Here is a 26088-nt window from a genome sequence, read left to right on the forward strand (position 1 = left end):
TGCAGCTCTCGTGCGGGCACAAACCCCGCGACCGCCGCCAGTCTAGCCACGGGGCACACTTCCCCGTACGATGCAGACATGGGGGACACACAGGATACAAATTCCGGCAGCGACGAGCGGGTGCTGCAAATTCGATGGATTGCTCATTCCGACCGCCCCGCACCGGTTGAGGCGCACACTCCGGAGGAGGCGCTTGCGCTCCTGAACGAGGGCAGTCTCGGCTTTGGCGCACTGGGGACCACCGGCGGCGACATCGAGATGCGACTCGATCCCGAAGCGCTCGGCTTCGTGAACGACTCAGATGATGACGGGATCTTGAACCAAGAACCGTTTGCGGCGGTCCTGAGCTGCTCGGATGCTCGAGTGCCGATTGAGCTTGCTCTGGGCCGTGGGGCCAACGACCTGTTTGTGGTGCGCATCGCGGGCAATGTCCCGGGCGCCGAGTGCCTGGGGAGTCTGCACTACGCCGCGGATCACCTGCCGCGGGTGCAATTGTTCACGGTGATCGGGCACTCTCAGTGCGGTGCGGTGACCGCCGCCGTCGACGCCCTGCTCTACCCGGACACCTACCCGGAGGTGGCGCGACTTGCACCGCTGCGCGAGATCGTCGACTCACTTTTTGGCAGTGTCCGGCTGGCCGCGCACGCGCTACAGCAGGTTACGGGCACCGCGACGTTCCTCGCCGCCGCCGACTCTCCCCGGCTCCGGGAGGCCCTCATCGGGCTCAGCGCGATCGCGAACGCAGCGCTCAGCGCGAATGTCGTCGCTCAGAACCTCGGCCGCGCCGCCGCATTCGGTGTGTACGATCTGACGCAGCGCACCGTAGGGCTGATGCGCTCCGGCGGCTGGGAACCGGGCCTCCGCGTCGCCGCACAGACCGACGCCGAGTTGCAGGACACCCTGCGCGAGGCGGCGCTCGGGTACTTCGCTGCGGCGGGCACCCCGATTACGGCCTAATCGGGGACGACGTCGGCGATTGTCGCCCCGTACGCTTTCGCGAGCGCATCAGCTTCGACGACAATCGCCCAGCCGTGTGATCCGGATCCCACCGCGATCCGTTCCCCACGCAAGCCCGCGTCGAGCACAACCGGCCACGGCGTGTGCGCCCCGATAGGGGAAATCGAACCGCGCTCGTACCCCGTGGCCGCGAGCACCTCGTCCGCGGTTGGGAGCGACACACGGTTGACGCCGAGCACGGCCCGGAGTTTGGGCCAGGAGAAGCGCGCCGCCAGATCGGTGATCACAAACACGAATTCCTCGCCACGCTGCACCACAACTGTCTTCGCGACACGCACCCCACCGACTCGCCCATCAACGGGCGGGCCGCTCCCCTCACGGGCGACAAACTCGATGGCCAGGCCACGCGCCGCGGCGTCCTCTGCTGCCAGGCGCGGCACCTCAGAAACACTCATGCCGCCACACTAGTGCGGCGGCATGAGTGTTTCGCGGAGCGCGGAATCGGGCCGGATCCCGCGCCACGCCCTACGGGGTGACGACGTCGGTTGTCTGCGTGGTGAGGTCCACGCCCTTCGGCTCCTTCACAAGCGACACCGCGACAAGCGAGATGATCGTGACGACCAGGATGTACGCACCGATTGTCCAGGACGCGCCTGTCGCGCCGAATACAAGGTCGGCGATCATCGGGGCGAACGCGCCGCCGAAGATGGCACCGATCGCGTACCCGATCGAGACGCCCGAGTAGCGCACGTCGGCCGGGAACATTTCGGAGTAGAGCGCGGCTTGCGGGCCGTATGACAGGCCAAGTCCGATCGTCATGATGAACAGTGCGGCGAAGTACATCACGATGTTGCCGGTATCGATCATGAACCACATGGGGATGGCCCAAAGCCCGAGCAGGACGTAACCGATCTGGAATGTGCGCACGCGTCCGATCCGGTCGGACAGGATGCCGCCGTACAGGGTGAAAAACAGCCAGCCGAAGGAAGCGAGCGTGGTGGCGAGCAGCACCGGGGGACGCTCCAGGCCAAGGCCACCGGCTTCAACAGGACGCGTCGCATAGGTGGAGAAGAACGCAATCAGCAGGTACCCGGCGGCGTTGTTCGCGATGAAGATCAAGGCCGCGAGGATGACCTCGCGGGTGTGCTTCGAGAACAGGATCTTGATGGGTGCCTGCGACTCGCCCTTGCGCTCCTGGAGCTCCTTGAACACGGGCGATTCCTCCACCGTGCGGCGAATGAAGTAGCCCACGACGATGAGCAGGATCGACAGCAGGAACGGGATCCGCCAGCCCCAGGTGAGGAACTGTTCCTCGGTGAGGACAGTGGTGATCACCCACATGCTCGCGGTGGCGAGGATCATGCCGAGCGGTACACCAATCTGCGGGTATGCCCCGAAGAAGCCACGCTTGCCCTTCGGTGCGTGCTCCACCGACATGAGTGCGGCCCCACCCCACTCGCCACCCGCGGAGAAGCCCTGCAGCACGCGGAGGAGGATGAGCAGCACGGGGGCCGCGATTCCGATCTGCGCATAGGTCGGGAGCACACCGATCAGTGCGGTTGCGACGCCCATCATGATGAGCGTGAGGACGAGCATGCGCTTGCGGCCGAGCCGGTCGCCCAGGTGGCCGGCGACAATCGCGCCAAGGGGCCGGAACAGGAATGAGATTCCGAGCGAGGCCCAAGACACGACCTGGCCGACGGTCTCCCCGGCAGGGGCGAAGTACAGCGTTGCGAACACGGCGCCTGCCGCCTGCGCGTAGATAAAGAAGTCGTACCACTCGATCGTGGTGCCCACAACGGTCCCGGCGAGTACTCGCCGCTCTTCGATGCGTCGCGAGCTTGTGCTCGCCTGGGCAGTTGCTGTCATGTGAACTCCATCGTTCGTGTTCCCCCGCGAAATCCTGACCGACCGGTCGGACGGTTTCCGAGTGTACATGGAGACGCGTGGGCAACAACAATCCACGCCGCGCTCCGAAAACGAAGCAACGGCGCTGATCACCCAGTTCTCGAACCCGGGACGTGGTGCCGGATCGCGGTGCTAGCCCTCGGGCAGGTTGGGGAAATCCTCGAAGATGAGGAGTGTTCGCGACGTGCGCACGGACGGGATCGCCTGGACCTCCTCCAGCACAACGCGGCGCAGGTCGCGGTTGTCCCGCGCACGCACAAGCAGCAGCACGTCGAACTCGCCGCCGACGAGCGCGATGTGCTCAACCTCGGGGATCTGCATCAGACGCGCACGGACGTCCTGCCAGGCGGGCTGTTCGACCGAGAGCGTGACATAGGCGGAGGCGTGCTGCCCAAACCGCACAGGATCGGTGCGCACGGTGAACCCCGTAATCACCCCGGAATCACGCAGTCGTTTCACCCGCGCGTGGGCCCCCGCCCGCGAGATGTGCACCTCCTCGGCCAGTGTGGTCATCGAGGCTCGCGCGTCCTTGCGCAGCACCTCGATAATCGCCCGATCCGTCTCGTCCAGTTCCATGCCACTCCCGTCTCGGCGGTTCGCCCCATTGCTTGCTCAATCGTACACTTATTTCCCGAATTCTGAATAGAACGTCCACCGAACCTGCGCCCGAGCGAGACAAAAGCTACTGTGAGGGGCACCACCACTGCGCCTCCGTTCACCAGGGAGTGCGCATTAGCTCAAGGAGGAGCCGATGTCTCAATCCAGAGTGTCCGCTGAGGCCACCGCTCTCCTGCCCCGGGACGTCCCGGTGCAGCTCGTCACCCCGACCGGTGACCACACCCCCGACGCCACGTACGCGACCCCCGACGATGACGCACTCACCCGCGCCTATGCCGCCCTGGTTGCGGGCCGCCGGATCAATGACCAGTGCAATGCCCTCGTTCGTCAGGGTCGTCTCGCGGTCTACCCCTCCTCGAATGGCCAAGAGGCGTGCCAGATCGCCGCGGCCCACGTTCTCGCGGAGACCGACTGGCTGTTCCCAACATACCGGGACTCAGTCTCCGTGATCACCCGCGGCGTTGCTGCCGAGGACACAATGGTGCTGCTGCGCGGCGACTGGCATTCAGGGTACGACCCGCACGAGCGCCGGGTGGCCCCGCAGGCAACCCCACTTGCCACCCAGCTGCTGCACGCCGTCGGCTTCGCCCACGCGGCAAAGCTACGCGGTGAAGACACTGTCGTCCTCGCGATGTGCGGCGACGGTGCCACGAGCGAGGGCGACTTCCATGAGGCGATGAACTTCGCCGCCGTCTTCGGCCTCGCCGTCGTCTTCTTCATCCAGAACAACGAGTTTGCGATCTCGGTGCCGCTCTCGCGGCAGACCGCCGCGCCGTCACTGGCTCACAAGGCGATCGGCTACGGCATGCCCGGCCAGCGCGTGGACGGCAACGACGTTGCCGCGCTCCTCTCGGTGCTCGGCGAGGCCGTCGATCGCGCCCGTCGCGGCGAGGGCCCGAGTCTCGTCGAAGCGCACACCTACCGGATGCTCGCGCACACAAACGCGGACGACGACACCCGCTACCGCGAGCACGAGGCCGTGCAGGCGTGGACCGAGCGCGATCCGCTGGATCGCGTCCGCACCCTGCTGCGCGATCGGGGCACGCTGACCGAAGAGCTCGAGGCCGAGTTCGCCGAGGCCGCGGAGCGCACCGCAGCTGAGCTGCGTGAGGCAATGCACGCCGAGCCCGTCGTCAACCCCGAAGATCTCTTCGCGCACGTCTTTGCCGAGCGCCCCGCGACGCTCGATGCCCAGTGGCACACCCTGCAGGACGAGATCGACCGTACGGAGGCCGACGCATGAGCACCGCAACCCTGACCCAGACTGACGCCCCGACCGCAGCAGATACCGCGGCTCCGCAGCGCCCGGCCGATACCTCCCAGGCGGCACCGTCAACCGTTGAGACAATGACCATGGCGGCGGCGCTGAACCGTGCGCTGGCAGACTCGCTCGAAGAAGACGGCCGCGTGCTCATCTTCGGCGAGGACGTGGGGGCTCTTGGCGGCGTCTTCCGGATCACTGACGGCCTCACCGCCCGCTTCGGCGAGGACCGGTGCTTCGACACCCCGCTCGCCGAGTCCGGCATCATGGGCTCCGCGGTCGGCATGGCGATGAACGGGATGATCCCGGTCGTCGAGATGCAGTTCGACGCGTTCGCTTTCCCGGCGTTCGAGCAGGTCGTGAGCCACGTCGCGAAGCTCGGCAACCGCACCAAGGGTGCCACCCGCATGCCCATCGTGGTCCGGATCCCCTACGGTGGCGGCATCGGCGGCGTCGAGCACCACTGCGATTCTTCTGAGGCTTACTACGCCCACACTCCGGGCCTCACCGTGGTCTCCCCCGCAACTCCGCAGGACGCGTACTCGCTCCTGCGTGCGGCAATCGCGTCGCCGGATCCCGTGATCTTCATGGAGCCAAAGAAGCTCTACTGGTCGAAGGGCCCGGTCGACACCTCGATCGTCGCTGAGCTGCGACAGGCGCAGGTTGTGCGTGAGGGCACCGATCTCACGCTCATCAGCTACGGGCCGTCCCTTTCCGTCGCAACCGCCGCCGCAGAAGCTGCCGAGGCCGAGGGCCGCAGCGTGCAGGTTGTGGACGTCCGCACGCTCACCCCCTTCGATGACAAGACCGTCATGGACGCCGTCCGCGGCACCGGGCGCGCGATTGTCATCGCCGAGGCCCCCGGTTTCGCGAGCGTCGCGTCCGAGATCCAGGCGCGCGTGTTTGAGCAGTGCTTCGAGTATCTGGAAGCTCCCGTGCGGAAGGTCGCCGGGTTCGACGTCCCGTTCCCCTCACCGAAGTTTGAGCATTGGAACCTGCCCGACGTTGACCGCGTCATGGACGCGATCGACACCCTGCACTGGGAGGACGCACGATGAGCACGCAGACCTTCAACCTGCCCGACCTGGGCGAGGGCCTCACCGAGGCCGTGCTCGTGCGTTGGGCCGTCGCGGTCGGCGACGAGATCGGCCTCGACCAGGTCATTGCGGAGGTCGAGACCGCAAAGAGCATCGTGGATCTCCCCACGCCCTACGCGGGAACCGTGCTTGCGCTGCACGGCGAGGAGGGCGGGACAATCCTTACCGGGGCCCCCGTCATCGAGGTGAGCGACGGATCCGCGGATGCGGCACCGGCACCCGCCGCACACGCCGCCGAGAAGGAGGCCTACCGCGCCGAGGAGCAGGCCGGATCCGGCAACGTGCTCATCGGCTACGGCACCGGAGCCGGTCCCGCGAAGGGTCGCCGACGCCGCGCCGGATCGGCCGCAGCTGTTCCGGCTGCGCCAGCTGCGCGAGCAGCAGCAGCGCCAGCCGCAGCGGCACCAGCAGCAGTAGCGGCGCCAGCAGCGGCACCGGCAGCACCCGCCACAGGTCGCCCGGTTGCGGTGCGCTCGCCCATCGTGCGCCGTCTCGCCCGCGAGCTCGGGATCGACCCCCGCACAGTTTCCCCGACCGGCAGCGACGGGGCGGTCACCCGCTCCGACGTGCTTCGCGCTGCGGAGGCTGTGGAGGCTGCGCAGGCGATGCCAGCGGCGGCGGCACCGCTGGGTTCCGTTTCGGGTCCGGCGAGCGGCACCACGGCCAGGCCCACCGGTCCGCTCCGCGAGATCCAGCGCGAGCGCTTCTCACCGCTCCGCAAGGCTGTCAGCGCCACGCTCAGCCGGAGCCGCAGCGAGATCCCCGAGGCGACAGTGTGGGTGGACGTCGACGTGACGCAGCTCTGGGAGCTGCGCCCGCAGATGGCAACACCGGGCGAGAAGGCCCCGTCCGTGACGGCGCTGTTTGCCCGCTACGTGCTGCTCGCTCTCGAGCGCTTCCCGCTGCTCGCGTCACGCATCGTGGGGGACGGTGAGGAGCTCGCGCAGTTTGACGGCGTGAACCTCGGCGTCGCAGTTGACACAGCGCGCGGCCTCATGGTGCCCATGATCCCGCGCGCCGACAATCTCGATCTTGCGGGCCTCGACGGCGCACTGCGCGACCTCGCCCTCACGGCTCGCGACGGTCGCACGCCGCCGGAGCTGATGCGCGATTCGACGTTCACCGTCAACAACTACGGCGGCTTTGGCGTCGACGGTTCCGCGGCAATCATCAACACCCCCAACGTCGCGATCTTGGGGATCGGGCGGATCATCGAGCGGCCCTGGGTCGTCGACGGCGAGATCGTGGCGCGCCGGATCACGCAGCTGTCGCTCGTGTTCGACCACCGCGTCTGCGATGGCGGCTACGCAGCCGGGTTCCTTCGCGCGGTTGTTGACATGCTCGAACGGCCGCTTACGGCGTACGCTCGCGTGTAACGCCACCCCGCCGAGGGGCTTCCGCGCAGGGTTTGCGTGGGAGCCCCTCGGCGCTCTATCCTGAATTCATTACCGACCGATCAGTCACTAATTCGATGTGACGGACGGACGGGGCAGACGAGGAGGTCAACGCCCATGCCAGAGGCATATCTCGTAGGAGGGGTCCGCACCCCGGTCGGTCGCTACGGCGGCGCACTCGCTGGGGTCCGCCCCGACGATCTCGCGGCCATTGTGCTGCGCGCCGCGGTCGAGCGCTCCGGACTCAGCCCGGAGGCTCTCGCGAACGGGGCGATCGACGAGGTCGTCTTCGGCGCTGCGAACCAGGCCGGCGAGGACAACCGCAACGTGGCCCGCCTCGCGGTGCTGCTCGCGGGCCTGCCCGACACACTCCCCGGCTACACCGTGAACCGACTCTGCGCATCAGGCATGACCGCGGTCGCGAACGCATCGCAGGCGATCCGTGCCGGCGACGCCGACCTGATCATCGCGGGCGGCGTCGAATCGATGACGCGCGCGCCCTGGGTGCAGGAAAAGCCGGGTCGTGCCTGGGCCAAGCCCGGCGCGCAGGTCGACACCTCGATCGGCTGGCGCTTCACGAACCCGCTGCTGGCCGCTCGGGACAAGGCCACCTTCACGATGCCCGAGACCGCGGAAGAGGTCGCCCGGGTCGACGGAATCAGCCGCGAAGACGCCGACGCATTCGCCGTCGAGAGCCACCGCCGCGCCGTCGCCGCGATCGCAGCGGGGCACTTCACGGACGAGATCGTGCCGGTGAACGCCCCGAAGGGACGCCAGTCCGTGATCGTCGACACCGACGAGGGCCCCCGGTCCGAGACCTCCGCCGAGGTCCTCGCGGGCCTGCGCCCGGTCGTGGCCGGCGGCAGCGTGGTCACCGCGGGCAATGCTTCGTCCCTGAACGACGGCGCCTCCGCGCTGCTCGTCGCAAGCGGTGAGGCTGTGGAGCGCTACGGCCTCGTGCCCCGCGCCCGAATCGTCACCAGCGTGTCCGCTGCGCTCGCGCCCGAGATCATGGGCCTGGGGCCTGTCCCCGCGACTGAGAAGGCACTCGAGCGCGCCGGCCTCACAATCGACGACATCGGCTCGGTTGAATTGAACGAGGCCTTCGCTTCGCAGTCACTCGCCTGCATGCGCCGACTCGGCCTCGATCCCGCGCGGGTCAATGCGGACGGCGGCGCGATCGCGCTGGGCCACCCGCTCGGATCTTCCGGTTCCCGACTGCTTGTCACGCTGCTGGGCCGCATGGAACGCGAGAACTCGCGCTACGGGCTCGCGACGATGTGCGTGGGTGTGGGCCAGGGCACCGCCACGATCATCGAGCGGGTGACCGCGTGAACGCAGAGACCCCCGCGGCGACAAGCGGCCCACTCCGGATCGAAGATCGCGGCAGCCATGTGCTCGCAACGTTGAACCGACCCGAAAAGCGCAACGCGATCGATCAGGATCTGATTGACGCCCTGCACGAACTCTGCGCTGAGCTGGAACACACCCCGCGCACCCTCGTACTCCACGGTGCCGGTGGCGACTTTGCGGCGGGTGCTGACATCGCGCAGCTGCGCGAACGCCGCGCCGCCGACGCCCGCGCGGGCATCAACACCCGCGCGTTCATGCGGGTGGCCGGGCTCCCGATGCCCGTGATCGCCGCGCTCGACGGCTTCGCACTTGGGGGCGGGGCGGAGCTCGCCTATGCCGCCGACATCCGGGTGGGGACCCCTGCCCTGCGGATCGGCAACCCGGAGACGGGCCTCGGGATCCTCGCCGCGGCCGGCGCGAGCTGGCGGCTCCGCGAACTCGTTGGCGAGCCACTCGCAGCCGAGATCCTGCTCGCGGGCCGGATCCTCGACGGCACCGAAGCCTTGGCCGCCGGGCTCGTCACCCACCTGCACGACACCGGCGAGGAGGCCCTCGCCGCCGCGGAGAAGATCGCCGCGCGGATCGGCAAGCTCGACCCCGAAGCCACCCGCGCCACTAAGCGAGTGCTCCGCGCACCCCGCGAGGCGCACCCCGCGATCGACCTCGCCGAGCAGGCAAGCCTGTTCGAGAGCCCCGAGAAGATGCGCCGCATGACCGAGTTCCTGGAACGGAAGAAGAAGTGATGAGCGACACGGATCAGAGCGCACGCAGCACCGTTCCCGAGCACGTCGGCGTACTCGGCGGCGGGCGCATGGGCGGCGGGATCGCGCACGCGTTCCTGCTGGCCGGTGCCCAGGTCACCGTGGTGGAGCGTGAAGCGGCCGCCGCTGACGCCGCGCGTGAGCGGATCGAACGCAGCATCGACGCCTCGATCGCCCGCGGCTTCGCGGGCGACGCCGCGGTGCTCCGCGCGGCCCTCACCGTCACCGAAGATCCCGCGGGCTTCCAGGGCGCACAGCTTGTGATCGAGGCCGTGCCCGAGGTCCTTGATCTCAAGCACACTGCCTTGCGCACAATCGAGGCACAGCTCGACGAAACGGCCACGATCGCGTCGAATACCTCCTCAATCCCGCTCGGCCAGCTCGCCGGGGCGCTGGCCCATCCGGAGCGATTCATCGGGCTGCACTTCTTCAACCCGGTCCCCGCCTCCTCCCTAATCGAGATTGTCGTCTGCGAGACCACCGCCGAAGCGCTGCCCGAGGCCGCGCGCGGCTGGGTGCGCGCACTCGGCAAGACCCCGATCACCGTCGCCGACGCGCCGGGCTTCGCGTCAAGCCGCCTCGGCGTCGCACTCGCCCTCGAGGCGATCCGCATGGTCGAGCAAGGGGTCGCCTCCCCCGCCGACATCGACCTCGCGATGGAGCTCGGCTACCGCCACCCTGTCGGCCCGCTCCGCACCACCGACATCGTCGGGCTCGACGTGCGCCTCGGCATCGCCGAACAGCTGCAGCGCGACCTCGGTGACACCTTCGCCCCGCCGCAGCTGCTGCGCGACATGGTCGCCGCGGGCACGCTCGGCCGCAAGAGCGGGCAGGGCTTTTACGCCTGGCCCGACACCCCGAACCCCACTGCCTGATGAACGGAGCCGTAATGACTCACCCGATCCTTCCGAGTTTTGTCCAGGGTGCCTGGTGGCAGCCCTCCGACGCTGAGCTCGCCGCGCACCCCGCGGCAGAGGTGCGCGACGCCGTAACGGGCGAGGTCGTCACCCGAGTGTCGAGCGCCGGCCTCGATCTCGCCGGCGCGATGGCCTACGCCCGCGACACCGGCCAGACCTCCCTCGGAGCGCTCACCTTCCACCAGCGAGCCGTACTCCTGAAGCAGCTCGCGCTCGCGCTCACCGAGCGCAAGGCGGAGCTGTACGAGCTCTCGACCCGCACCGGCGCCACAAAAACCGATTCCTGGGTCGACATCGACGGCGGCATCGGCGTGCTCTTCACCTACTCCGGCAAGGGCCGCCGCGAGCTTCCCAACGCCCACGTACAGATCGACGGCCCCGTCGAGCCGCTGTCGAAGGACGGCTCGTTCCTCGGCCGCCACATCCGCACCACCCTGCCCGGCGTTGCCGTGCAGATCAACGCCTTCAACTTCCCCGTGTGGGGTGCGCTTGAAAAGCTCGCCCCCACCTTCCTCGCCGGCATGCCGACGATCATCAAGCCCGCAACGCCCGGTGCGTACCTGACCGAGCACATGGTGCGGATCATGCTCGAATCCGGCCTGCTTCCCGAGGGCTCCGTGCAGCTCGTCTCCGGCTCGATCCGTGAGGTCTTCGATCACGCCCAGCTCGGCGATGTCGTCGCATTCACCGGCTCCGCAAGTACGGCAGAAAGCCTGCGGCTCCACCCGGCCGTGCAGACGGGCGGCGTGATCTTCAGTGCCGAGACTGATTCGATCAATGCCTCGGTGCTCGGCCCCGACGCTGTCGCGGGCACCCCCGAGTTTGACGGCTACGTGCGCCAGCTCGTGTCCGAGATGACCACCAAGGCGGGCCAGAAGTGCACCGCGATCCGGCGCGCGATTGTCCCCGCGGCGAGCGCGGACGCCGTAGCCAAAGCCGTGGCCGAGCGGATCGCCACGAAGGTTGTTGTGGGCGATCCCCGCACCGAGGGCACCACGATGGGTTCGCTCGCCTCGGCCGAGCAGCGCACCGAGGTGCTGCGCCAGGTGCAGCGCCTCGTGGACGGCGGCGGGCGAATCCTGCTCGGCGACGGTCAGGAGCCCGGCGGTGACAGCGCGTTTGTCGACCCGATCCTGCTCCGCTTCGACGATCCGCAGGCCGAGCGTGTGCACGATACCGAGGCCTTCGGCCCCGTGTCCTCACTCATCACCTACGAGACCCCCGCAGAAGCTGCGGCACTCGTTGTGCGCGGCGGCGGATCCCTCGTCACGAGTGTCGCCTCCGCAGATCCGGAGTTCGTCGCGCAGTTGACCCGCCGCATCGCGTCGAGCAACGGTCGTGTCCTCACCCTCGACCGGACAAGCGCCCGCGCGTCGACCGGCCACGGCTCCCCCCTCCCGAACCTCGTGCACGGTGGCCCCGGCCGCGCCGGAGGCAGCGAAGAACTCGGCGGTGTGCGCAGTGTGTTCCACTACATGCAGCGCACCGCGATCCAGGGCAGCCCCGAGATGCTCACAGCGATCACGGGCGTCTGGCACGCGGGCGCGGCCACCCGCGGCGACGTGCACCCGTTCCGGAAGTCGTTGCAGGAGCTACGGATCGGCGATCAGGTGATTTCCGAGCCGCGCGAGGTCACGCTCGAAGACATCTCGCACTTCGCCGAGTTCACGGGCGACACGTTCTACGCCCACGTTGACGAGGAGGCCGCCGCGGCCAACCCGTTCTTCCCGGGCCGCGTGGCACACGGCTATCTGCTGCTCTCCTTCGCGGCCGGCCTGTTTGTATCGCCGGAGCCCGGCCCCGTGCTCGCGAACTACGGGCTGGAGAGCCTGCGCTTCATCACGCCGGTCTCCCCCGGCGATCGGGTGCGCGTCGCGCTCACCGCGAAGCAGATCGTGCCCCGCGAGACCGACGAGTACGGCGAAGTCCACTGGGACGCGGTGCTCACGAATCAGAACGAGGAGATCGTCGCGACCTACGACGTGCTGACCCTCGTCTCGAAGACGCCGGAGCCCGCGGCGTAGCCCGCTCCGCTCAGCACTACCGGGGGCCCGGCACGCGTGATGCGTGCCGGGCCCCCGTGTGTCTGCGCTGCCCCGTAGGTTCAGCCCCGCACAGTCGTATTCCCTCGTCGCCACAGCACGAGACCGGCGAGAAGCGCCATCACGCCGGCCAGACCCAGCTGCCAGGTGCTGATGCCGCCTGTGCGGGAAAGCTCGTCGGCGTCCCCTCTCGGCTGCGGATCCGGCTGTTCGGTGCTCGGGGTCGGGGGTTCCGTCGTGGTCGGCGGCTTCGTCGTGGTCGGCGGCTTTGTCGTGGTCGGCGGCTTCGTCGTGGTCGGGGGCTTTGTCGGCGGTGGGGTCACCACAGTCTCGTCCTCGTCCGTCGTCGCCAGGATCCGTAGTACCGTGTGGACTCCCTGCGCAACCTGCACCTCTCCCGCGGATGTTCCGAGGCTGAGGGGTGCCCAGCAGGCATCCGGTGCGGCAGCCGGAGCCAGCTCAAGCCCCACACACTCCGCAGTTTCTCCGGTGAGGCGCTGAATGCCGGTCACCGTGATTCCATCGGGAACCGCCGCCGACACGGCATGGGCCTCTGGCGACATCACCGCTGCGGGAGCGTCGTTCGTGAGGATCGTCTCAGCATCAGCGTCAGCGTCTTTCGGCTCGAGCGTCAGCGCCCACCCCGCGGCGGGAGTACCGGTCGCGGCGCCATCCAGCTGGGTCGCGAGAGTGACATGAGCGGCCTGATTCGTGACCGTGCAATTGATCGGTGCGGCCACTCCGGGCCCGGATTCAGGCAGCGTCAGGGTCGCCGTCGCCGCGTCAAACACGGTGTCCGGCAGGGCCGCCCCGTTTGTGTCGGTGCAGCTGAAGTCGCCGAGCGGTGCGTAGCGACCCGGCTGGCTTGCAGGATCAGCCTCGGCGCTCAGCCGCTCCGTCAACGTGTAGCTCTCCCCCGCAGGGAGCTCTGCAGCAGTGTCCCCGTTCAAGATCCACTCCGCTTCATCAGCCGTGGCGACCACTTCCCAGTTCGCCGGGTCAGCAACGGGCAGTGCGGGATCCCCGTGCGTCACCTCAGCAATACGCTTCACACCGGTCACCGCGACTGTCGGAGCCAGGTAGGTGTATCCACCGGCGTAGCGCACCGGCTCACGCTCGATCCCAAATTGTGTCCAGGCAACGTCAACATCGACCGGGCCGGCAGCGTGCGGAGGCGTAACCGCGGACCAGTCCCCGTCAGCGTTCAGGGTGAGCTCCGTGCCGGGAAGTGTATCGAAGCTGATCCCGGTGACCCTCGGGGCCATCACCACGGGGTGCGGAGCGGTCACGAACGGCTGGGGTGCGGCCGGATCTCCGATCTGCCCCAACGGGTTGTAGCCCCATGCGTAGGCGCGGCCGTCCGTGCTGAGCGCGACCGAGCTGAAGACCCCCGCGCCCACCTCGGCGAACTGCACCCCTGCGGGCTCGATCACGCGGACGGGCGCCGAGCTGTCGGTGTGATCGCCCGTACCCAGCTGCCCCTCGCGGTTGCTGCCCCAGGCATAGCTGTGACCGTCGGATCCGAGGGCGACGGTGTGGTAGCCGCCCGCCGTGACCCCTCGGCCCCGCGCGTCGTCCGGCCCGGCGGCGCTCGCGGTGGCGTTCAGAAAGGTCACGCCTTCCGGCGTGTGCGCCTTCACGGGTACCGGCGATGATTCGACGCTGGCGATCCCGAGCTCACCATCGCGGTTTGCACCCCAGCTGTAGACCCCGCCGTCGGTACCCACGGCAGTCGAAAACCCGCCGCCCACCGCGACAGTCGAAAAGCTGATGCCCTCGGGCATGACAACCGGGAGCGGGGTCGGGTGCGGCACCGTGCCGATCGATCCGATGCCCAGTTCTCCGTTCGAGTTATATCCCCAGGCATACGCGTCTCCGGCGTCGGTGAGCGCCAGCGAGTGATAGCTGCCCGTGCTCACGCGATCGAAGGTGACTCCGGCGGGCATCTGAGCGGCGACCGGCGTGGTCTGCGCCCAGTTTGTCAGTCCTGTGCCGAGCTGGCCCTTGCTGTTCGCACCCCAGCTGTACGCGACACCGTCGATGCCGAGCGCGAGCACGTTGTACTCACCCGCGTCAACACTGCTTGCACGGACGTCACCGGGAAGCACGACTCGGGTGGGGAGCCGCACGTTCTCGGTAGTGCCGTTCCCCATCGCCCCCTGGGCATTCGCACCCCAGGCGTAGACAGTGCCGTCCGCGGTAAGCGCCACGGTGAATTCTCCGCCCGCGTCGATCTGGGTGAAGGTGACGCCGTCCGGGGCCGCGACCGGGACCGGCGTCACGGCACGCTGTGTTGTTCCCGTGCCGAGCTGTCCCTCGCTGTTGTACCCCCAGGCGTACGCTCGCCCGTCAGATCCGAGCGCGACGGTGTGCAGCGTGCCGCTACTGAGCTGGGTGAAGGTCACGCCCGGCGGTGCGGGCACGGTGACCTCTGTCCCGCCCGCGACCGGCCCCTGATTCGGAGTCGGCCCGGTGATCTCGCCGGGATCCGCCACCGCTGCGGCGCTCCCCGCGAGCACTACTGTTGCGGTTGCCGCTCCGAGCAGCATTGTCCAGGCCCGCTTCCCGAATTCCCCAAAAGTCCTCATATTCGAAGGGTAGGCAGCCGTTCAACGACGGGGACCGGCGCCTCCGAAGTACCGAACTCGGTCCCACGCCGAGCCGTACCGCCGGGGACGCCGCTCGGTACCGGATTCGCCCCCACTCAGTGCCGATCCGGCACCACCCCTCACCCCAACCGAGGCATTTTATCTGGCCCGAGTCAGATTTCGCCGAAGTTCGCTCGGGCTGGATAAAAACCCTCGTGTGCGGCGCGACCTGGAGGCGGGCGCGACGGGCGGCGGGGACGCGGACGCGGGCAGGGACGCGGACGCGGACACGGGCAGGGACGCGGGCACGGACGCGGGCCCGCGTGCGCGGCCGCCTACCGGAAATCGCGCTGCTCGTTGACGCGTAGGCCCGAGCGCACGTACGACAGCACCGTGTCGGCGAGCGCCTCGGGCTCGTCCGGTCCGTCGGGCCGGTACCACTCGACAAGCGAATTCACGAGGCCAAAAGTGAGGCGAGCCGCGAGGCGCGGATCGATGTCGTCACGCAGGTGTTCCTCTGCTTTGGCGCGCTCGAAGATCGTGCTCAGCCGGGCCGTAAGCGCACGGCGACGCTCCAGCGCGCGCAGCTCGACCTCCGAGTTGCCGTGGAGGCGGAGGAGCAGCACGAGATACTGCTGTCGCTCACAAGCCACGAGCACGGCTTCGCGCACGATGCGCCGGATCTGGAGTACCGCACCGCCTTCCTGCGCCTCGGCGTCATCAAAGACGCGCTCAAGCTCCCCGAGCACCCGTTCAAGGGCGATCTCGAGCATCTCGGCTTTCGAGGTGAAATGGTGGTACACCGCAGACTTCGACAGGCCCAGCCGCTTTGCGATCATGTCGAGCGATGAGGCGTCGTAGCCGCGATCCATGAACAACTGCACGATCACTTCGAGCATGCTGTTCTGGTCGTAGCCCGGCCGGCCCCGACGAGTTGCGGGCACCGCGTCGATCGTTGCCATCGGTCGCTCCTTCCCGCCGGACCCCGCGGGGAACCGGAACGTCAGCCCGGGCAGGACACCCTGCCCGGGTCCAAGCTACCGCAGGTCGTACAGTCGCTTCAGCTTTCCTTCGGAGCGCGGCAGCGAACCGCACGCCACGACTTCGACACCAACGCTGGTGCCCGCACGATCCTTGATGAGCTTCTGCAGGCGTTTCCCGGCACGCTCCGCATCGGGCTCGCCGGTCCCCTCGCACGGCTCAACCTTCACCACGAGGTGATCCATCGTGCCGCGCTTGGAGAGTTCCAGGATGAAGTGGGAGGTGAGCTCGGGGATCTCGCACGCGATCTCTTCGATCTGTGTCGGGAACAGGTTCACACCGCGCAGGATGATCATGTCGTCGTTGCGGCCCGTGATCTTCGCGATCCGGCGGTGTGCAGGGCGCGCGGTGCCCGGCATCAGCGAGGTGAGATCCCGCGTCCGGTACCGGATCATGGGGAACGCTTCTTTCGTGAGGGTCGTGAACACAAGCTCCCCCTCGACGCCGTCGGCCACCTGACGCAGGTCCGGGTCGATGACCTCGGGGAGGAAGTGATCCTCCCAGATGTGCGGGCCGTCCTGCGTCTCGACGCACTCGTTTCCGACGCCCGGCCCCATCATTTCGGACAGGCCATAGATGTCGACAGCTTTGATGTCGAGGCGTTCTTCGAGCTCGCGCCGCATCGAGTCGGTCCACGGCTCGGCACCGCAGATCGCGACCTTCAGGCTCGACTTGCGGGGGTCCAGTCCGGCTTTCTCGAACGCGTCGGCGATTGTCAGCAGGTAGCTCGGGGTTGACATGATCGCCTCGGGCTGGAAGTCGTTGATGAGCTGCACCTGCTTCTCCGTCTGGCCACCCGACATCGGGATCACCGTGCAGCCCAGGCGCTCGATACCGGCGTGCGCGCCGAGGCCGCCCGTGAACAGTCCGTAGCCGTAAGCGTTGTGCACCTTCCAGCCCGGCCGCACGCCCGAGGCGTACAGGGAGCGGGCAATGAGGTCTGCCCAGTTCTCCAGGTCCTTGTCGGTGTACCCAACGACCGTGAGGCGCCCCGTGGTGCCCGACGAAGCGTGGATACGACGCACGTCCTCCATCGGCACGGCGAACAGACCGAAAGGATAGTTCTCACGCAGATCGTTTTTTGTGGTGAATGGAAGCTTTTCGATATCCGAGAGCTGCTGAATGTCGTCGGGGTGCACGCCCATTTCGTCGAAGCGACGACGGTAAAACGGCACGTTCTCGTACGCGTGACGGACGGTCCACTGCAGCCGTTCGAGCTGCAGTGCCTCGAGCTCGGCGCGGCTGAGCCGTTCTTCCGGATGCAGACCGGGAGCGTCGGTCAGCGAGACGTCGGAGAGGAGTGTCTGGGTGCGGGACATGGGGAGCCTCAAATCTGGTGTGCGGCGGTGAACACGGGACGAATGTATCTGAAGTACGGGGCGAAAGGATTAGGCTTCGGTGGGCAACGGCCGGTTCGTTGCGAACGATCGGCCACGAAACTCGGCGATGACGGTGCCGTGCTGGTCGGTGACGGTGATGTCGTAGAGTCCGTTGCGGCCCGAAACCCAGCGCCGGATCGCGGTAGCGGTGAGCGTGTCACCCGCGTGACTGGCGCGCGTGAAAGTGATGTCCGCGCCGGAGGCGACCACGGCGGTGTCCCCCTCATTACACGCGTACGCGAAAGCAGTGTCGGCGAGCGTGAACACCATCCCGCCGTGGGTGATCCCGAAGCCGTTGGCCATGTCATCACGGATGAGCATGGAGAGAACGGCACGGCCGCGTTCGAGCTCGGTGATCCGGATCCCCAGCGCCGATTTGGCGGTGTCGGTGCGCAGCATGGCTGTTGCCGACCATGTCGGGTCGAGCGGGATATCACTCTCCGAGAGAGAGATCTCGGCGAGTGCCGTGGTGGCCGTGGTCGGGTTCATCGGTGAACTCATGTGCGCTCCGTTGCGATCGTGGTAGGCTGCGACTATACTTACTGATTGTTCGGTAAGTAATTCACTACCCGCAACCCTACCACTTCATTTCCACCCCTTCAAAGGCTGTGGAAGCGGAACACTTTGGCAGAGCCCTGACGCAAGGAGGCAGCAGATGGCACCCACAACGACACCCACGCGCATCACGCGGAGCGAGGCCGAAGAGCTGGCGCACTTTGACGCCATCATTGAGGCTGACCAGCGGATCGAGCCGCGCGACTGGATGCCGGAGAAGTACCGCACGTCTCTGATCCGTCAGATCTCGCAGCACGCACACTCCGAAATCATCGGCATGCAGCCCGAGGCAAACTGGATCACCCGCGCCCCGAGTCTGAAGCGCAAGGCGATCCTGATCGCGAAGGTGCAAGACGAAGCCGGCCACGGCCTCTACCTCTACTCCGCCGCGCAGACCCTCGGTGTCACCCGCGAAGAGATGACCCAGAAGCTCATCGACGGCAAGGCCCGCTACTCCTCGATCTTCAACTACCACACGCCCACCTGGGCTGACATGGGTGCCATCGGCTGGCTTGTCGATGGTGCGGCAATCTGCAATCAGGTCCCCCTCTGCCGCGCCTCCTACGGCCCGTACGGCCGTGCAATGGTGCGCGTCTGCAAGGAGGAGTCGTTCCACCAGCGCCAGGGGTTCGAGATCCTCTACGAACTCTCCCACGGCACCCCTGAGCAGAAGCAGATGGCACAGGACGCGGTCAACCGCTGGTACTGGCCGTCACTGATGATGTTTGGCCCGAGCGACGACGCTTCCCCCAACTCGGCCCAGTCAATGAAGTGGAAGATCAAGCGCTTCTCGAACGACGAGCTGCGGCAGCGCTTTGTGGGCATGTGCGTGCCCCAGTTCGAGGCCCTGGGTCTTGAGTGCCCCGACAAGGACCTGCGCTTCGATGAGGAGACCGGGAAGTGGATCTCCGGCCCCATCGACTGGGACGAGTTCATGGCCGTCTTGGACGGCCGTGGCCCCGCCAACACGGAACGCCTGGATCACCGCCGCACCGCGCACGAAGACGGGGCGTGGGTCCGTGAGGCCGCCGCAGAGTACGCACGCAAGCAGCGCGAACGCGCCCGCTTCGCCGCCTAAATTTACCCGCAGGAACAAGGAGACGAAGATGTCCACACCCGGAGAACTCGGCACTGAGGCTTGGCCGCTGTGGGAGGTATTCATTCGTGCAAACCGTGGCCTGAGCCACGTGCACGCCGGATCCCTCCACGCGCCTGACGAGGCCATGGCGCTGCGCAATGCGCGCGATCTCTACACGCGCCGCAACGAGGGTGTCTCGATTTGGGTGGTCCCCGCCGCCGCAATCACCACAAGCGACCCCGATTCAAAGGGCGCATACTTTGAGTCGCCCGCCGGCAAGAACTACCGCCACGCGGTGTACTACACCCTCGCCGAGGGGGTGAAGCACCTGTGAGCCACGACCTCGATACCCACACGGATCACCACGGTGATGTCACCGTTGACGAGCTGCGCCTCGTCGACGAACTGCCCGGCACCGGGGAGACCGCGACGGAAGACGTCGCGGAATACGCGATGTGGCTTGGTGACGACGCGCTCATCCTGTCCCAACAGCTGGCCTGGTGGATCTCGCGCGCGCCCGAGCTTGAAGAGGACCTGGCGCTCTCGAACATCACGCTCGATCTGCTCGGCCACGCTCGCGCGCTGCTGCACTACGCCGGCACCGCGTCGGGCCGTTCCGAAGACGATCTCGCGTACTGGCGGGACGAGCCCGAGTTCCGCAGCAGTTGGCTCGTAGAACAGCCCAACGGCGGCTACGGCGATACGATTGCGCGCCTGTTTGTGTTCTCCGCTTACCAGCTGCAGTTGCAGCGCGCCCTGTTGACCAGCGGTGACGCCACGCTGCAGGCAATCGCGGGCAAGGCCGAACGCGAGGTCACCTACCATCTGGACCACGCGGCCCAGTGGGTGCTCCGCCTCGCGGGAGGCACCGAAGACTCGCGCGAGCGCATCATCGCCGGGCTGACCCGCGCGTGGCCGTTTGTGGACGAACTCTTCACCGATGAGCCCCTGAACGACAGGCTGGACGGGATCGCCCCGCGCCCCTCGGAACTGCGCGCAGGCTTCGATCGCGCGATCGCGACTGTGTTCGCCGAGGCAGAGCTCGAAATTCCGCAGGTGCAGCCCGCCCGCGCCCGCGGCCGCTCCGGAGTGCACAGCACCCGCATGGGCTACATCCTCGCGGAGCTGCAGTGGCTGGCCCGCCGCCACCCGGGAGCATCATGGTAACCGAGCTGCGCCCCTCAGAACCCGCTGCGGCGCGCGTCTGGGACATCGCGGCCCAAGTGCCGGATCCGGAGGTCCCGGTGCTCACAATCGAGGACCTCGGCGTCCTCCGCACCGTGCGACTCACGGAGCACGGGGCTGACGTGGTTCTCACGCCAACCTATTCCGGGTGCCCGGCGATCGACCAGATGCGAGACGACGTCACCGCCCGCCTGCACGAGGCCGGGTACGAGCAGGTCAACGTGACCACCACGCTCTCCCCCGCATGGACCACGGATTGGATGAGCGAGGACGGCAAGCGCAAGCTCGTAGAGTACGGGATCGCCGCGCCACATCCGCGCTCAGCGCTCGGCGATGGGCCAGTCAGGATCCAACTCGGGATCAAGTGTCCGCGCTGCCATTCGATCCGCACCCGAGAGGTGGCCCGTTTCGGATCCACCGCGTGCAAGGCGCATTACGAGTGCCTCGCCTGCCTCGAACCCTTCGACTACTTCAAGACGCACTAGGTCTTCCGAAAGGACCACCATGGCCGCCATCAACCTCGGCGCAAAGAAGCGCGCGACGTTCCACGAACTCCGCGTTTCGGAACTGCGCCCGCTGACCGATTCAAGCGTGGAAGTCACCTTTGAGGTGCCGGATCACCTCGCCGACGACTTCCGCTACCTCGCCGGGCAGCACCTCGCGCTGCGCGCCACAATTGACGGGGAAGATCTGCGCCGTTCGTATTCGATCTGCCGTCCTCCCGCTGACGGCAGGATCTCTGTTGCCGTGAAGCGCGACTTCGGTGGAATCTTCTCGGGCTGGGTGAACGACGAGCTTCGCGTTGGTGACACCATGCAGGTCATGACCCCGCAGGGCGCATTCACGTCGAACCTCGACGAACTTGCGGGTCGGCACGTCGTCGGGATCGCCGCGGGATCCGGCATCACACCGATCATCACCATGGCGCACCGCGTCCTGGAGCAGAGCGACACCTCCCGCTTCGATCTACTCTTCACGAACCGCTCGTCCACCGACGTGATGTTTGTCGAAGAACTCGCGGATCTGAAGGACCGCTTCCCGCAGCGTTTCGCCCTGCACCACGTCCTCTCGCGGGAGCAGCGCTCCGCGCCGATCCTCTCCGGTCGACTCGATGAGGAACGGCTGCGCACGATCCTGAAGTCCGTGATCCCCGTCACCATGACCGACGAGTGGGTGCTCTGCGGCCCGTTCGAGCTCGTGCAGCTCTGCCGTGACCTGCTCGCCGAGAATGAGGTCGAGTCTTCCCGGGTGCGCTTCGAGCTGTTCTCCACGGGAGAGCCCGGCGCTACGCCGCGCGCGCGCCCGGTTGAGGTGCGCAGCGGCGAGAAAACGATCACCATCGATTTCACGCTCGACGGCACCTCAGCCTCGGTCGAGAGTCCGGTCGCCGCAAACGAGACTGTACTGAACGCCGCCCTGCGCGTGCGCCCTGACGTGCCATTCGCGTGTGCCGGCGGCGTATGCGGCACCTGCCGCGCTCGGGTCATCGAGGGTTCCGTCGCGATGACCGAAAACTACGCACTTGAGGCTGACGAGATCGAGCGCGGCTACGTGCTCACTTGCCAGTCGCACCCGCAGTCGGACCGCCTCGTCGTCGATTTCGACGCGTAACCGAGAGAGACCCAGCTATGACGCAAGACGTTTTGCTCACCATCGCGGACGGAGTCGCGGAGATCACGCTGAACGCACCCTCCCGCCTCAACTCGCTGGGGCCCGACATGCTCCGCGAACTCTCGGACGCCTACACCGCGGCCGCCGACGCCGGCGTGCGCGCGCTGGTACTCCGCGGCGAGGGCCGCGCGTTCTGCGCGGGCCGCGACATCTCCGGGGTCGACCCCCGCGAAGATGACGTGCTCGGGTACCTCGACGGGCTGGTACAGCCGCTGCTCGAGCAGATGAGCGCGTTCCCCGCACCCACCTTTGCCCTCGCCCACGGTGCCTGCCTCGGCGTGGGGCTCGGGCTCCTCATCGCGAGCGACGTTGTCTATGTCGCGGAAACCGCGAAGATCGGGAGCCCGTTCGCGAAGCTTGGGGCCACCCTAGATTCGGGCGGCCACGCGCTGTTCTTCGAACGTCTCGGCGCGCACCGCACCCTCGACCTGATCTACACGGGACGCCTCATGAGCGGGGCGGAGGCAGTGGCCGCCGGGATGTTCTCGCAAGCGTTCCCCGACGAGGAAGCGCTTGACGCCACGCGATCCGCCGCCGCCACCGCGGCGACAGGGGCAACACAAGCCTTCCTCGCGTCGAAGGCGCTCGTACACCAGCTGCGCGACGAGCGGGTGGGGCTCTGGACCGCGATGTCGGCGGAGAACCGGGCACAGGCTGCGCTCTGCGACACCGACGATTACCGTGAGGGCTTCGCCGCGTTCCAGGAGAAGCGACCGCCTGTGTTCACAGGCGGCGCCGCGGGAGCTGGCGCGTGAGCGGCTCGGCAGCGGAGGCGCAGTTGCCCGCAACGGCGCACCCCACGGCCGACAATTGGGTCGCGTCGAACGGAGCCGGCGAACTCGTCGAACTCATGGGCATCGAGTTCACGGAGTACTCCGTGGAGCGCACCGTGGGCCGCATGCCAGTCGTGGGCAACCGGCAGACCGTCGGGTTCATGCACGGTGGTGCCTACGTTGTGCTTGGCGAGTCACTCGGCTCGATGGCGGCAAACCTGCACGCCGGCCCAGGCCGGCTCGCGGTCGGCGTCGACATCAACGCCACGCACACGCGCTCCGCAACCCAGGGCTACGTCACCGGCGTGTGCACTCCCGTGCACCTGGGCCGCACCCTCACCGTCCACGAGATCGTCGTGACCGATGAGGATGGCAAGCGCTGCTGCACGATGCGCATTACGAACCTCATCAAGGACATGCCCGCGCACGCGTCCTGAGCGGAGCACACCCGTCATCGAGGGGACGCACTTCGGGGTTATTCGAGCGAATAGCCCCGAAGTGCGTCCCCTCGATGTGGAACGAGTGGGGTCAGGGCGAGGTCCGCGGGGGCGCGAAGCGGGCCGCGAAGCGGGCCGCGAAGTGGGCCGCGAAGTGGGCCGCGATGTGGGCGTCCGGGCGGACAAGGAGCCCCTCGCCCGGTGCCAGCCCTGCCCGAGCGGCGAGGTATCCCGGCTGCGCTTCATGCCGCGCGCCGGACGTGACCGCGACGACGGGCACGTCCCCGGAACCGAGCTCCGCTGCGGCTGCGTCCCATGCGGGGTCAGGACGCTCGATCAACACGAGCCACCGGTGTCGCACCAGATCAAGGGTTGATTCGGCTGCAGGATCGCCGGTGAGTGCGGCGTGCGGGAGCCGACGCCCGACCGCGCCGGACGGCGTATACGGGTCGCCGGTCAGCGGCGGGGTCGCCCCGAGGTGCGTTCCCAAGAGCAGTTCATCGTCAATTCCGTACCGAGCACCGTAGTTGCCCGAGGAGATCGCGATGACTTCCGCCCCCACTGGTCGGCGTTCCGCGGTGTACTGATCCAGCAGCGCGTCATCCGCCTCGCCGCGCAGCACGGCTGCGAGTTGCCAGGCGAGCGTCTCGGCGTCCCCGATCCCCACGTTCATCTTCACCCTTGCCCGAGGATCTACCCCGGCTCCTGCTCCTGTGCTCACCCCTACCCACTTCCACATTCCCGCCCTTTCCCACTCTTTCTCGCTCTGCCCCAGTTCCCTTTGCCCCAGACATCCGCCGAAAAGCCACAACCGCACCTTTCTGGCCCGTGGAATGCACACAATTGCGTTCTCCGCGCAGTCGCCGCGCAGTCGCCGGGCAGCGGCCGAGCAGTGGCCGGGGTGGTGGCTTGGGCAGCCGCCTCTGGCGCACCCGCGGGGCAGGTCACCACGCGAGCCTCCCCAGCCTTTCCGAGCCACGGCGCACCCCGGCGAGAACGCAATATTGTGCGTAATGCGACCCCCCAATGTGCGCGATTGCAGTCTCGGCGTAGTTGCTCGGGGCCTTGGGGAGGCAGGGGCAGCATGCGCGGAAGTCCGCCTGATACACTGACCCCTATGGGACTGTTTGAGGTGGATGACGCCTAGCCGCCGCACGCCGGTGGCACACGCGTACAGCATCGCTGACGCGCGTCGGAGCTCCTGACCCCGCACGGATCCGCCCACTCTGGGCGTTGATCACGGACGAGCCGCCACCCACCTCCTCACCATCACCCTTCTCGGAATCGAGCGCGCCCAGACTCGGGCGGCACCCCGCGCTTTGCGGGCCCCTCCGGACGCGTGCGCCGCAGGCATCACGCGCCACCGCGGCTCGCCGCCCCACCCCTGACGGAGCCGACGCTCCAATTGCGGGCGCGCTCCCGACGCACCACGAAAGCAGGCTTCATGCCTTTACACTCTGCAATCACACTGCACGAACTCAGTTTCGAGTGGCCCGACGGCACGCTCGCCCTCGACAGCCTCTCGGGGACCTTCTCCGCGGGCCGCACCGGCCTCGTCGGTGAGAACGGTGCGGGGAAATCGACGCTGTTGCGCCTGATCTCGGGCGAACTCACCCCGAGTTCAGGCCGCATCGACGTATCCGGCGAGGTCGGCACACTCCCACAGAATCTCACGCTGCGCGCCGAGGCGACCATCGCGGAACTGCTCGGCATCGGCGGTACCCTCGCCGCGCTGCGCGCCATCGAGGCCGGGGACGTCGCCCAGCACAACTTCGACACGATCGGCGACGATTGGGACATCGAATCTCGGGCGGCCGAGGCCCTGGCGCAGATCGGCTTTGCGGGTACCTCGCTGGACCGCCGCGTTGCCGAGCTCTCGGGAGGGGAGGCGATGCTCGTCGCGATCACGGGCCTCCACCTGAGACGGACCCCGATCACGCTGCTCGACGAACCCACGAACAACCTGGATCGCCAAACGCGCGCTCGCCTCGCGGGGCTTGTGGATGAGTGGCCCGGCACCCTCATCGTGGTCAGCCACGACCGCGAACTCCTGGAGCGCATGGATCACACCGCCGAGATCTCCGCCGGGAGCCTGACCTCGTTTGGCGGACCGTACAGCGCGTGGGAGGCGCACCGGGAGCAGGAGTCGGCTGCAGCGACTCAAGCCGCCCGTGCCGCACAGCAGGCGCTGAAGGTCGAGAAGCGCCAGCGCGTCGAAGCCGAAACGAAACTCGCGCGACGTGAACGGAACGCCGCTAAGACCCAGCGGGACGGCGGCATCCCGAAAATCCTTGCGGGCAACCGCGCAAGCAAGGCGCAAGCCTCCGCGGGTTCACTCAGGGGCACGCTCGACGACAAGGTGGAGGCGGCGCAAGCGGCCGTCGATGCTGCCGATGCACGCGTCCGGATCGCGAAGCACATCAACCTGGTGCTGCCGGATCCCGGCGTGGCCCGGGGCCGCCGGATCGCGGAGTTCATCACAGGGGACCGCACTATCGTGGTGCAGGGTCCGGAGCGTGTCGCGCTGATCGGACCGAACGGTTCGGGCAAGACCACGTTGCTCACGCAGCTCCTCGCGGGCGCGACGCCGGAGCCTGGCCGTCCCCACGGCAGGCTCGTCACTGACAGTGTTGGGTTTTTGCCGCAGCGGCTGGACGGCCTTGATGAGACGGCCAGTGCGATCGCGAATGTGCGCGCCGTCGCGCCAGGAAGCACGGACGGCACCATCCGCAACCAGCTGGCCCGCCTCCTGCTCCGCGGAGATGCCGCCGACCGCCCAGTCCGGACGCTTTCCGGCGGCGAACGCTTCCGCGTCTCCCTTGCCCGGCTTCTCCTCGCGGATCCCCCGGCCCAGCTCCTCGTGCTTGATGAGCCGACAAACAACCTGGATCTCGCGAGCGTCGAGCAGCTCGCGGAGGCCCTCGACGCGTACCGCGGAGCGCTGCTCGTGGTGAGCCACGACTTCCCGTTCCTACAACGGATCGCCGTGGATACAATCCTTGAACTCGACGGGCACGGCGGGATGCGCCAGATCCGGGATTGGGAAGACGCCGGGGCCTGATCCGCCCCGGGC

24 protein-coding genes are annotated in these 26088 nt (G+C 67.7%); 16 read left to right on the forward strand and 8 right to left on the reverse strand.

Going from position 1 to position 26088, the window contains the following annotated elements:
* Positions 1–78: 78 nt before the first annotated feature.
* Positions 79–957 (forward strand): carbonic anhydrase, encoded by an 879-nt coding sequence (locus FM113_RS09700; RefSeq protein WP_087014102.1) that lies wholly within the window; start codon positions 79–81, stop codon positions 955–957.
* On the opposite strand, the gene FM113_RS09705 is transcribed toward FM113_RS09700, so the two are convergent.
* From FM113_RS09705 to FM113_RS09715, 3 genes are all read right to left on the reverse strand, one after another.
* Positions 954–1412 (reverse strand): aminoacyl-tRNA deacylase, encoded by a 459-nt coding sequence (locus FM113_RS09705; protein ID WP_087014104.1) that lies wholly within the window; start codon positions 1410–1412, stop codon positions 954–956. The two genes, FM113_RS09700 and FM113_RS09705, sit on opposite strands and share 4 nt — an antisense overlap.
* Before the next feature lie 70 nt (positions 1413–1482).
* Positions 1483–2826, reverse strand: coding sequence for an MFS transporter (locus FM113_RS09710; protein WP_087014106.1), 1344 nt, complete (start codon positions 2824–2826; stop codon positions 1483–1485).
* Positions 2827–2997: 171 nt separating this feature from the next.
* Positions 2998–3441 (reverse strand): Lrp/AsnC family transcriptional regulator, encoded by a 444-nt coding sequence (locus FM113_RS09715; RefSeq protein WP_176387151.1) that lies wholly within the window; start codon positions 3439–3441, stop codon positions 2998–3000.
* 175 nt (positions 3442–3616) lie between these two features.
* On the opposite strand from FM113_RS09715, the gene pdhA reads away from it, so the two are divergent.
* The 7 genes from pdhA (at position 3617) to paaZ (ending at position 12290) form a co-directional block, all read left to right on the forward strand.
* Complete coding sequence (gene pdhA / locus FM113_RS09720; RefSeq protein WP_087014108.1) at positions 3617–4726, forward strand: pyruvate dehydrogenase (acetyl-transferring) E1 component subunit alpha; 1110 nt, start codon at positions 3617–3619, stop codon at positions 4724–4726.
* Positions 4723–5802 (forward strand): alpha-ketoacid dehydrogenase subunit beta, encoded by a 1080-nt coding sequence (locus FM113_RS09725; RefSeq protein ID WP_087014110.1) that lies wholly within the window; start codon positions 4723–4725, stop codon positions 5800–5802. Before pdhA ends, FM113_RS09725 begins: the two co-directional genes overlap by 4 nt.
* Positions 5799–7217, forward strand: a complete 1419-nt coding sequence (locus FM113_RS09730; protein WP_087014112.1) for a dihydrolipoamide acetyltransferase family protein — start codon at positions 5799–5801, stop codon at positions 7215–7217. The genes FM113_RS09725 and FM113_RS09730 overlap by 4 nt, the downstream gene beginning before the upstream one ends.
* A gap of 135 nt (positions 7218–7352) precedes the next feature.
* Positions 7353–8570, forward strand: a complete 1218-nt coding sequence (locus FM113_RS09735) for a thiolase family protein (RefSeq protein WP_087014113.1) — start codon at positions 7353–7355, stop codon at positions 8568–8570.
* Positions 8567–9331 (forward strand): enoyl-CoA hydratase/isomerase family protein, encoded by a 765-nt coding sequence (locus FM113_RS09740; RefSeq protein WP_087014115.1) that lies wholly within the window; start codon positions 8567–8569, stop codon positions 9329–9331. The genes FM113_RS09735 and FM113_RS09740 overlap by 4 nt, the downstream gene beginning before the upstream one ends.
* Complete coding sequence (locus FM113_RS09745; RefSeq protein ID WP_087014117.1) at positions 9331–10224, forward strand: 3-hydroxyacyl-CoA dehydrogenase family protein; 894 nt, start codon at positions 9331–9333, stop codon at positions 10222–10224. The genes FM113_RS09740 and FM113_RS09745 overlap by 1 nt, the downstream gene beginning before the upstream one ends.
* A 14-nt stretch (positions 10225–10238) precedes the next feature.
* Complete coding sequence (gene paaZ, locus FM113_RS09750) at positions 10239–12290, forward strand: phenylacetic acid degradation bifunctional protein PaaZ (RefSeq protein WP_087014118.1); 2052 nt, start codon at positions 10239–10241, stop codon at positions 12288–12290.
* An 80-nt stretch (positions 12291–12370) separates the two neighbouring features.
* Here paaZ and FM113_RS09755 read toward each other — a convergent pair whose 3' ends face one another.
* From FM113_RS09755 to paaI, 4 genes are all read right to left on the reverse strand, one after another.
* Positions 12371–14896, reverse strand: a complete 2526-nt coding sequence (locus FM113_RS09755) for a hypothetical protein (protein WP_087014121.1) — start codon at positions 14894–14896, stop codon at positions 12371–12373.
* A gap of 335 nt (positions 14897–15231) precedes the next feature.
* The gene (locus tag FM113_RS09760) at positions 15232–15858 is read right to left on the reverse strand and encodes a TetR/AcrR family transcriptional regulator (RefSeq protein WP_087014124.1); all 627 of its coding nucleotides are present in this window, start codon (positions 15856–15858) and stop codon (positions 15232–15234) included.
* A gap of 75 nt (positions 15859–15933) precedes the next feature.
* A complete protein-coding gene (gene paaK, locus FM113_RS09765) occupies positions 15934–17256 on the reverse strand; it encodes a phenylacetate--CoA ligase PaaK (protein ID WP_087014126.1) in 1323 nt (440 codons plus the stop codon).
* A 69-nt stretch (positions 17257–17325) separates the two neighbouring features.
* Positions 17326–17817, reverse strand: a complete 492-nt coding sequence (paaI, locus tag FM113_RS09770; RefSeq protein ID WP_254908952.1) for a hydroxyphenylacetyl-CoA thioesterase PaaI — start codon at positions 17815–17817, stop codon at positions 17326–17328.
* A 154-nt stretch (positions 17818–17971) separates the two neighbouring features.
* On the opposite strand from paaI, the gene paaA reads away from it, so the two are divergent.
* From paaA to FM113_RS09805, 7 genes are all read left to right on the forward strand, one after another.
* Positions 17972–18949: a 1,2-phenylacetyl-CoA epoxidase subunit PaaA gene (gene paaA, locus FM113_RS09775; protein WP_087014128.1), complete on the forward strand. Its 978-nt coding sequence runs from the start codon at positions 17972–17974 to the stop codon at positions 18947–18949.
* A gap of 28 nt (positions 18950–18977) precedes the next feature.
* Positions 18978–19283, forward strand: coding sequence for a 1,2-phenylacetyl-CoA epoxidase subunit PaaB (gene paaB / locus FM113_RS09780; protein WP_087014130.1), 306 nt, complete (start codon positions 18978–18980; stop codon positions 19281–19283).
* Positions 19280–20116, forward strand: a complete 837-nt coding sequence (paaC, locus tag FM113_RS09785; protein ID WP_087014132.1) for a 1,2-phenylacetyl-CoA epoxidase subunit PaaC — start codon at positions 19280–19282, stop codon at positions 20114–20116. Before paaB ends, paaC begins: the two co-directional genes overlap by 4 nt.
* Positions 20110–20619 carry a 1,2-phenylacetyl-CoA epoxidase subunit PaaD gene (paaD, locus tag FM113_RS09790; RefSeq protein ID WP_087014134.1) on the forward strand — a complete coding sequence of 170 codons (510 nt, stop codon included), beginning with the start codon at positions 20110–20112 and terminating at the stop codon, positions 20617–20619. The genes paaC and paaD overlap by 7 nt, the downstream gene beginning before the upstream one ends.
* Positions 20620–20638: 19 nt before the next feature.
* Complete coding sequence (gene paaE, locus FM113_RS09795; protein ID WP_087014135.1) at positions 20639–21745, forward strand: 1,2-phenylacetyl-CoA epoxidase subunit PaaE; 1107 nt, start codon at positions 20639–20641, stop codon at positions 21743–21745.
* A 17-nt stretch (positions 21746–21762) separates the two neighbouring features.
* Positions 21763–22560, forward strand: coding sequence for an enoyl-CoA hydratase/isomerase family protein (locus tag FM113_RS09800; protein ID WP_087014139.1), 798 nt, complete (start codon positions 21763–21765; stop codon positions 22558–22560).
* Between the two features lie 95 nt (positions 22561–22655).
* The gene (locus FM113_RS09805) at positions 22656–23015 is read left to right on the forward strand and encodes a hotdog fold thioesterase (RefSeq protein ID WP_087014383.1); all 360 of its coding nucleotides are present in this window, start codon (positions 22656–22658) and stop codon (positions 23013–23015) included.
* A gap of 91 nt (positions 23016–23106) precedes the next feature.
* Here the strand turns inward: FM113_RS09805 and FM113_RS18460 are convergent, their stop codons facing one another.
* Complete coding sequence (locus tag FM113_RS18460; RefSeq protein ID WP_254908961.1) at positions 23107–23688, reverse strand: FAD-dependent monooxygenase; 582 nt, start codon at positions 23686–23688, stop codon at positions 23107–23109.
* Positions 23689–24459: 771 nt separating this feature from the next.
* Between FM113_RS18460 and FM113_RS09815 the strand changes: the two genes are divergently transcribed.
* On the forward strand, positions 24460–26076 hold the full coding sequence (locus tag FM113_RS09815) for an ABC-F family ATP-binding cassette domain-containing protein (RefSeq protein WP_087014142.1): 1617 nt from the start codon (positions 24460–24462) through the stop codon (positions 26074–26076).
* Positions 26077–26088 lie beyond the last annotated feature (12 nt).

Origin of the sequence: Leucobacter sp. 7(1) (assembly GCF_900163635.1) — a bacterium.
In the GTDB taxonomy this organism is placed as follows: Bacteria; Actinomycetota; Actinomycetes; order Actinomycetales; family Microbacteriaceae; genus Leucobacter.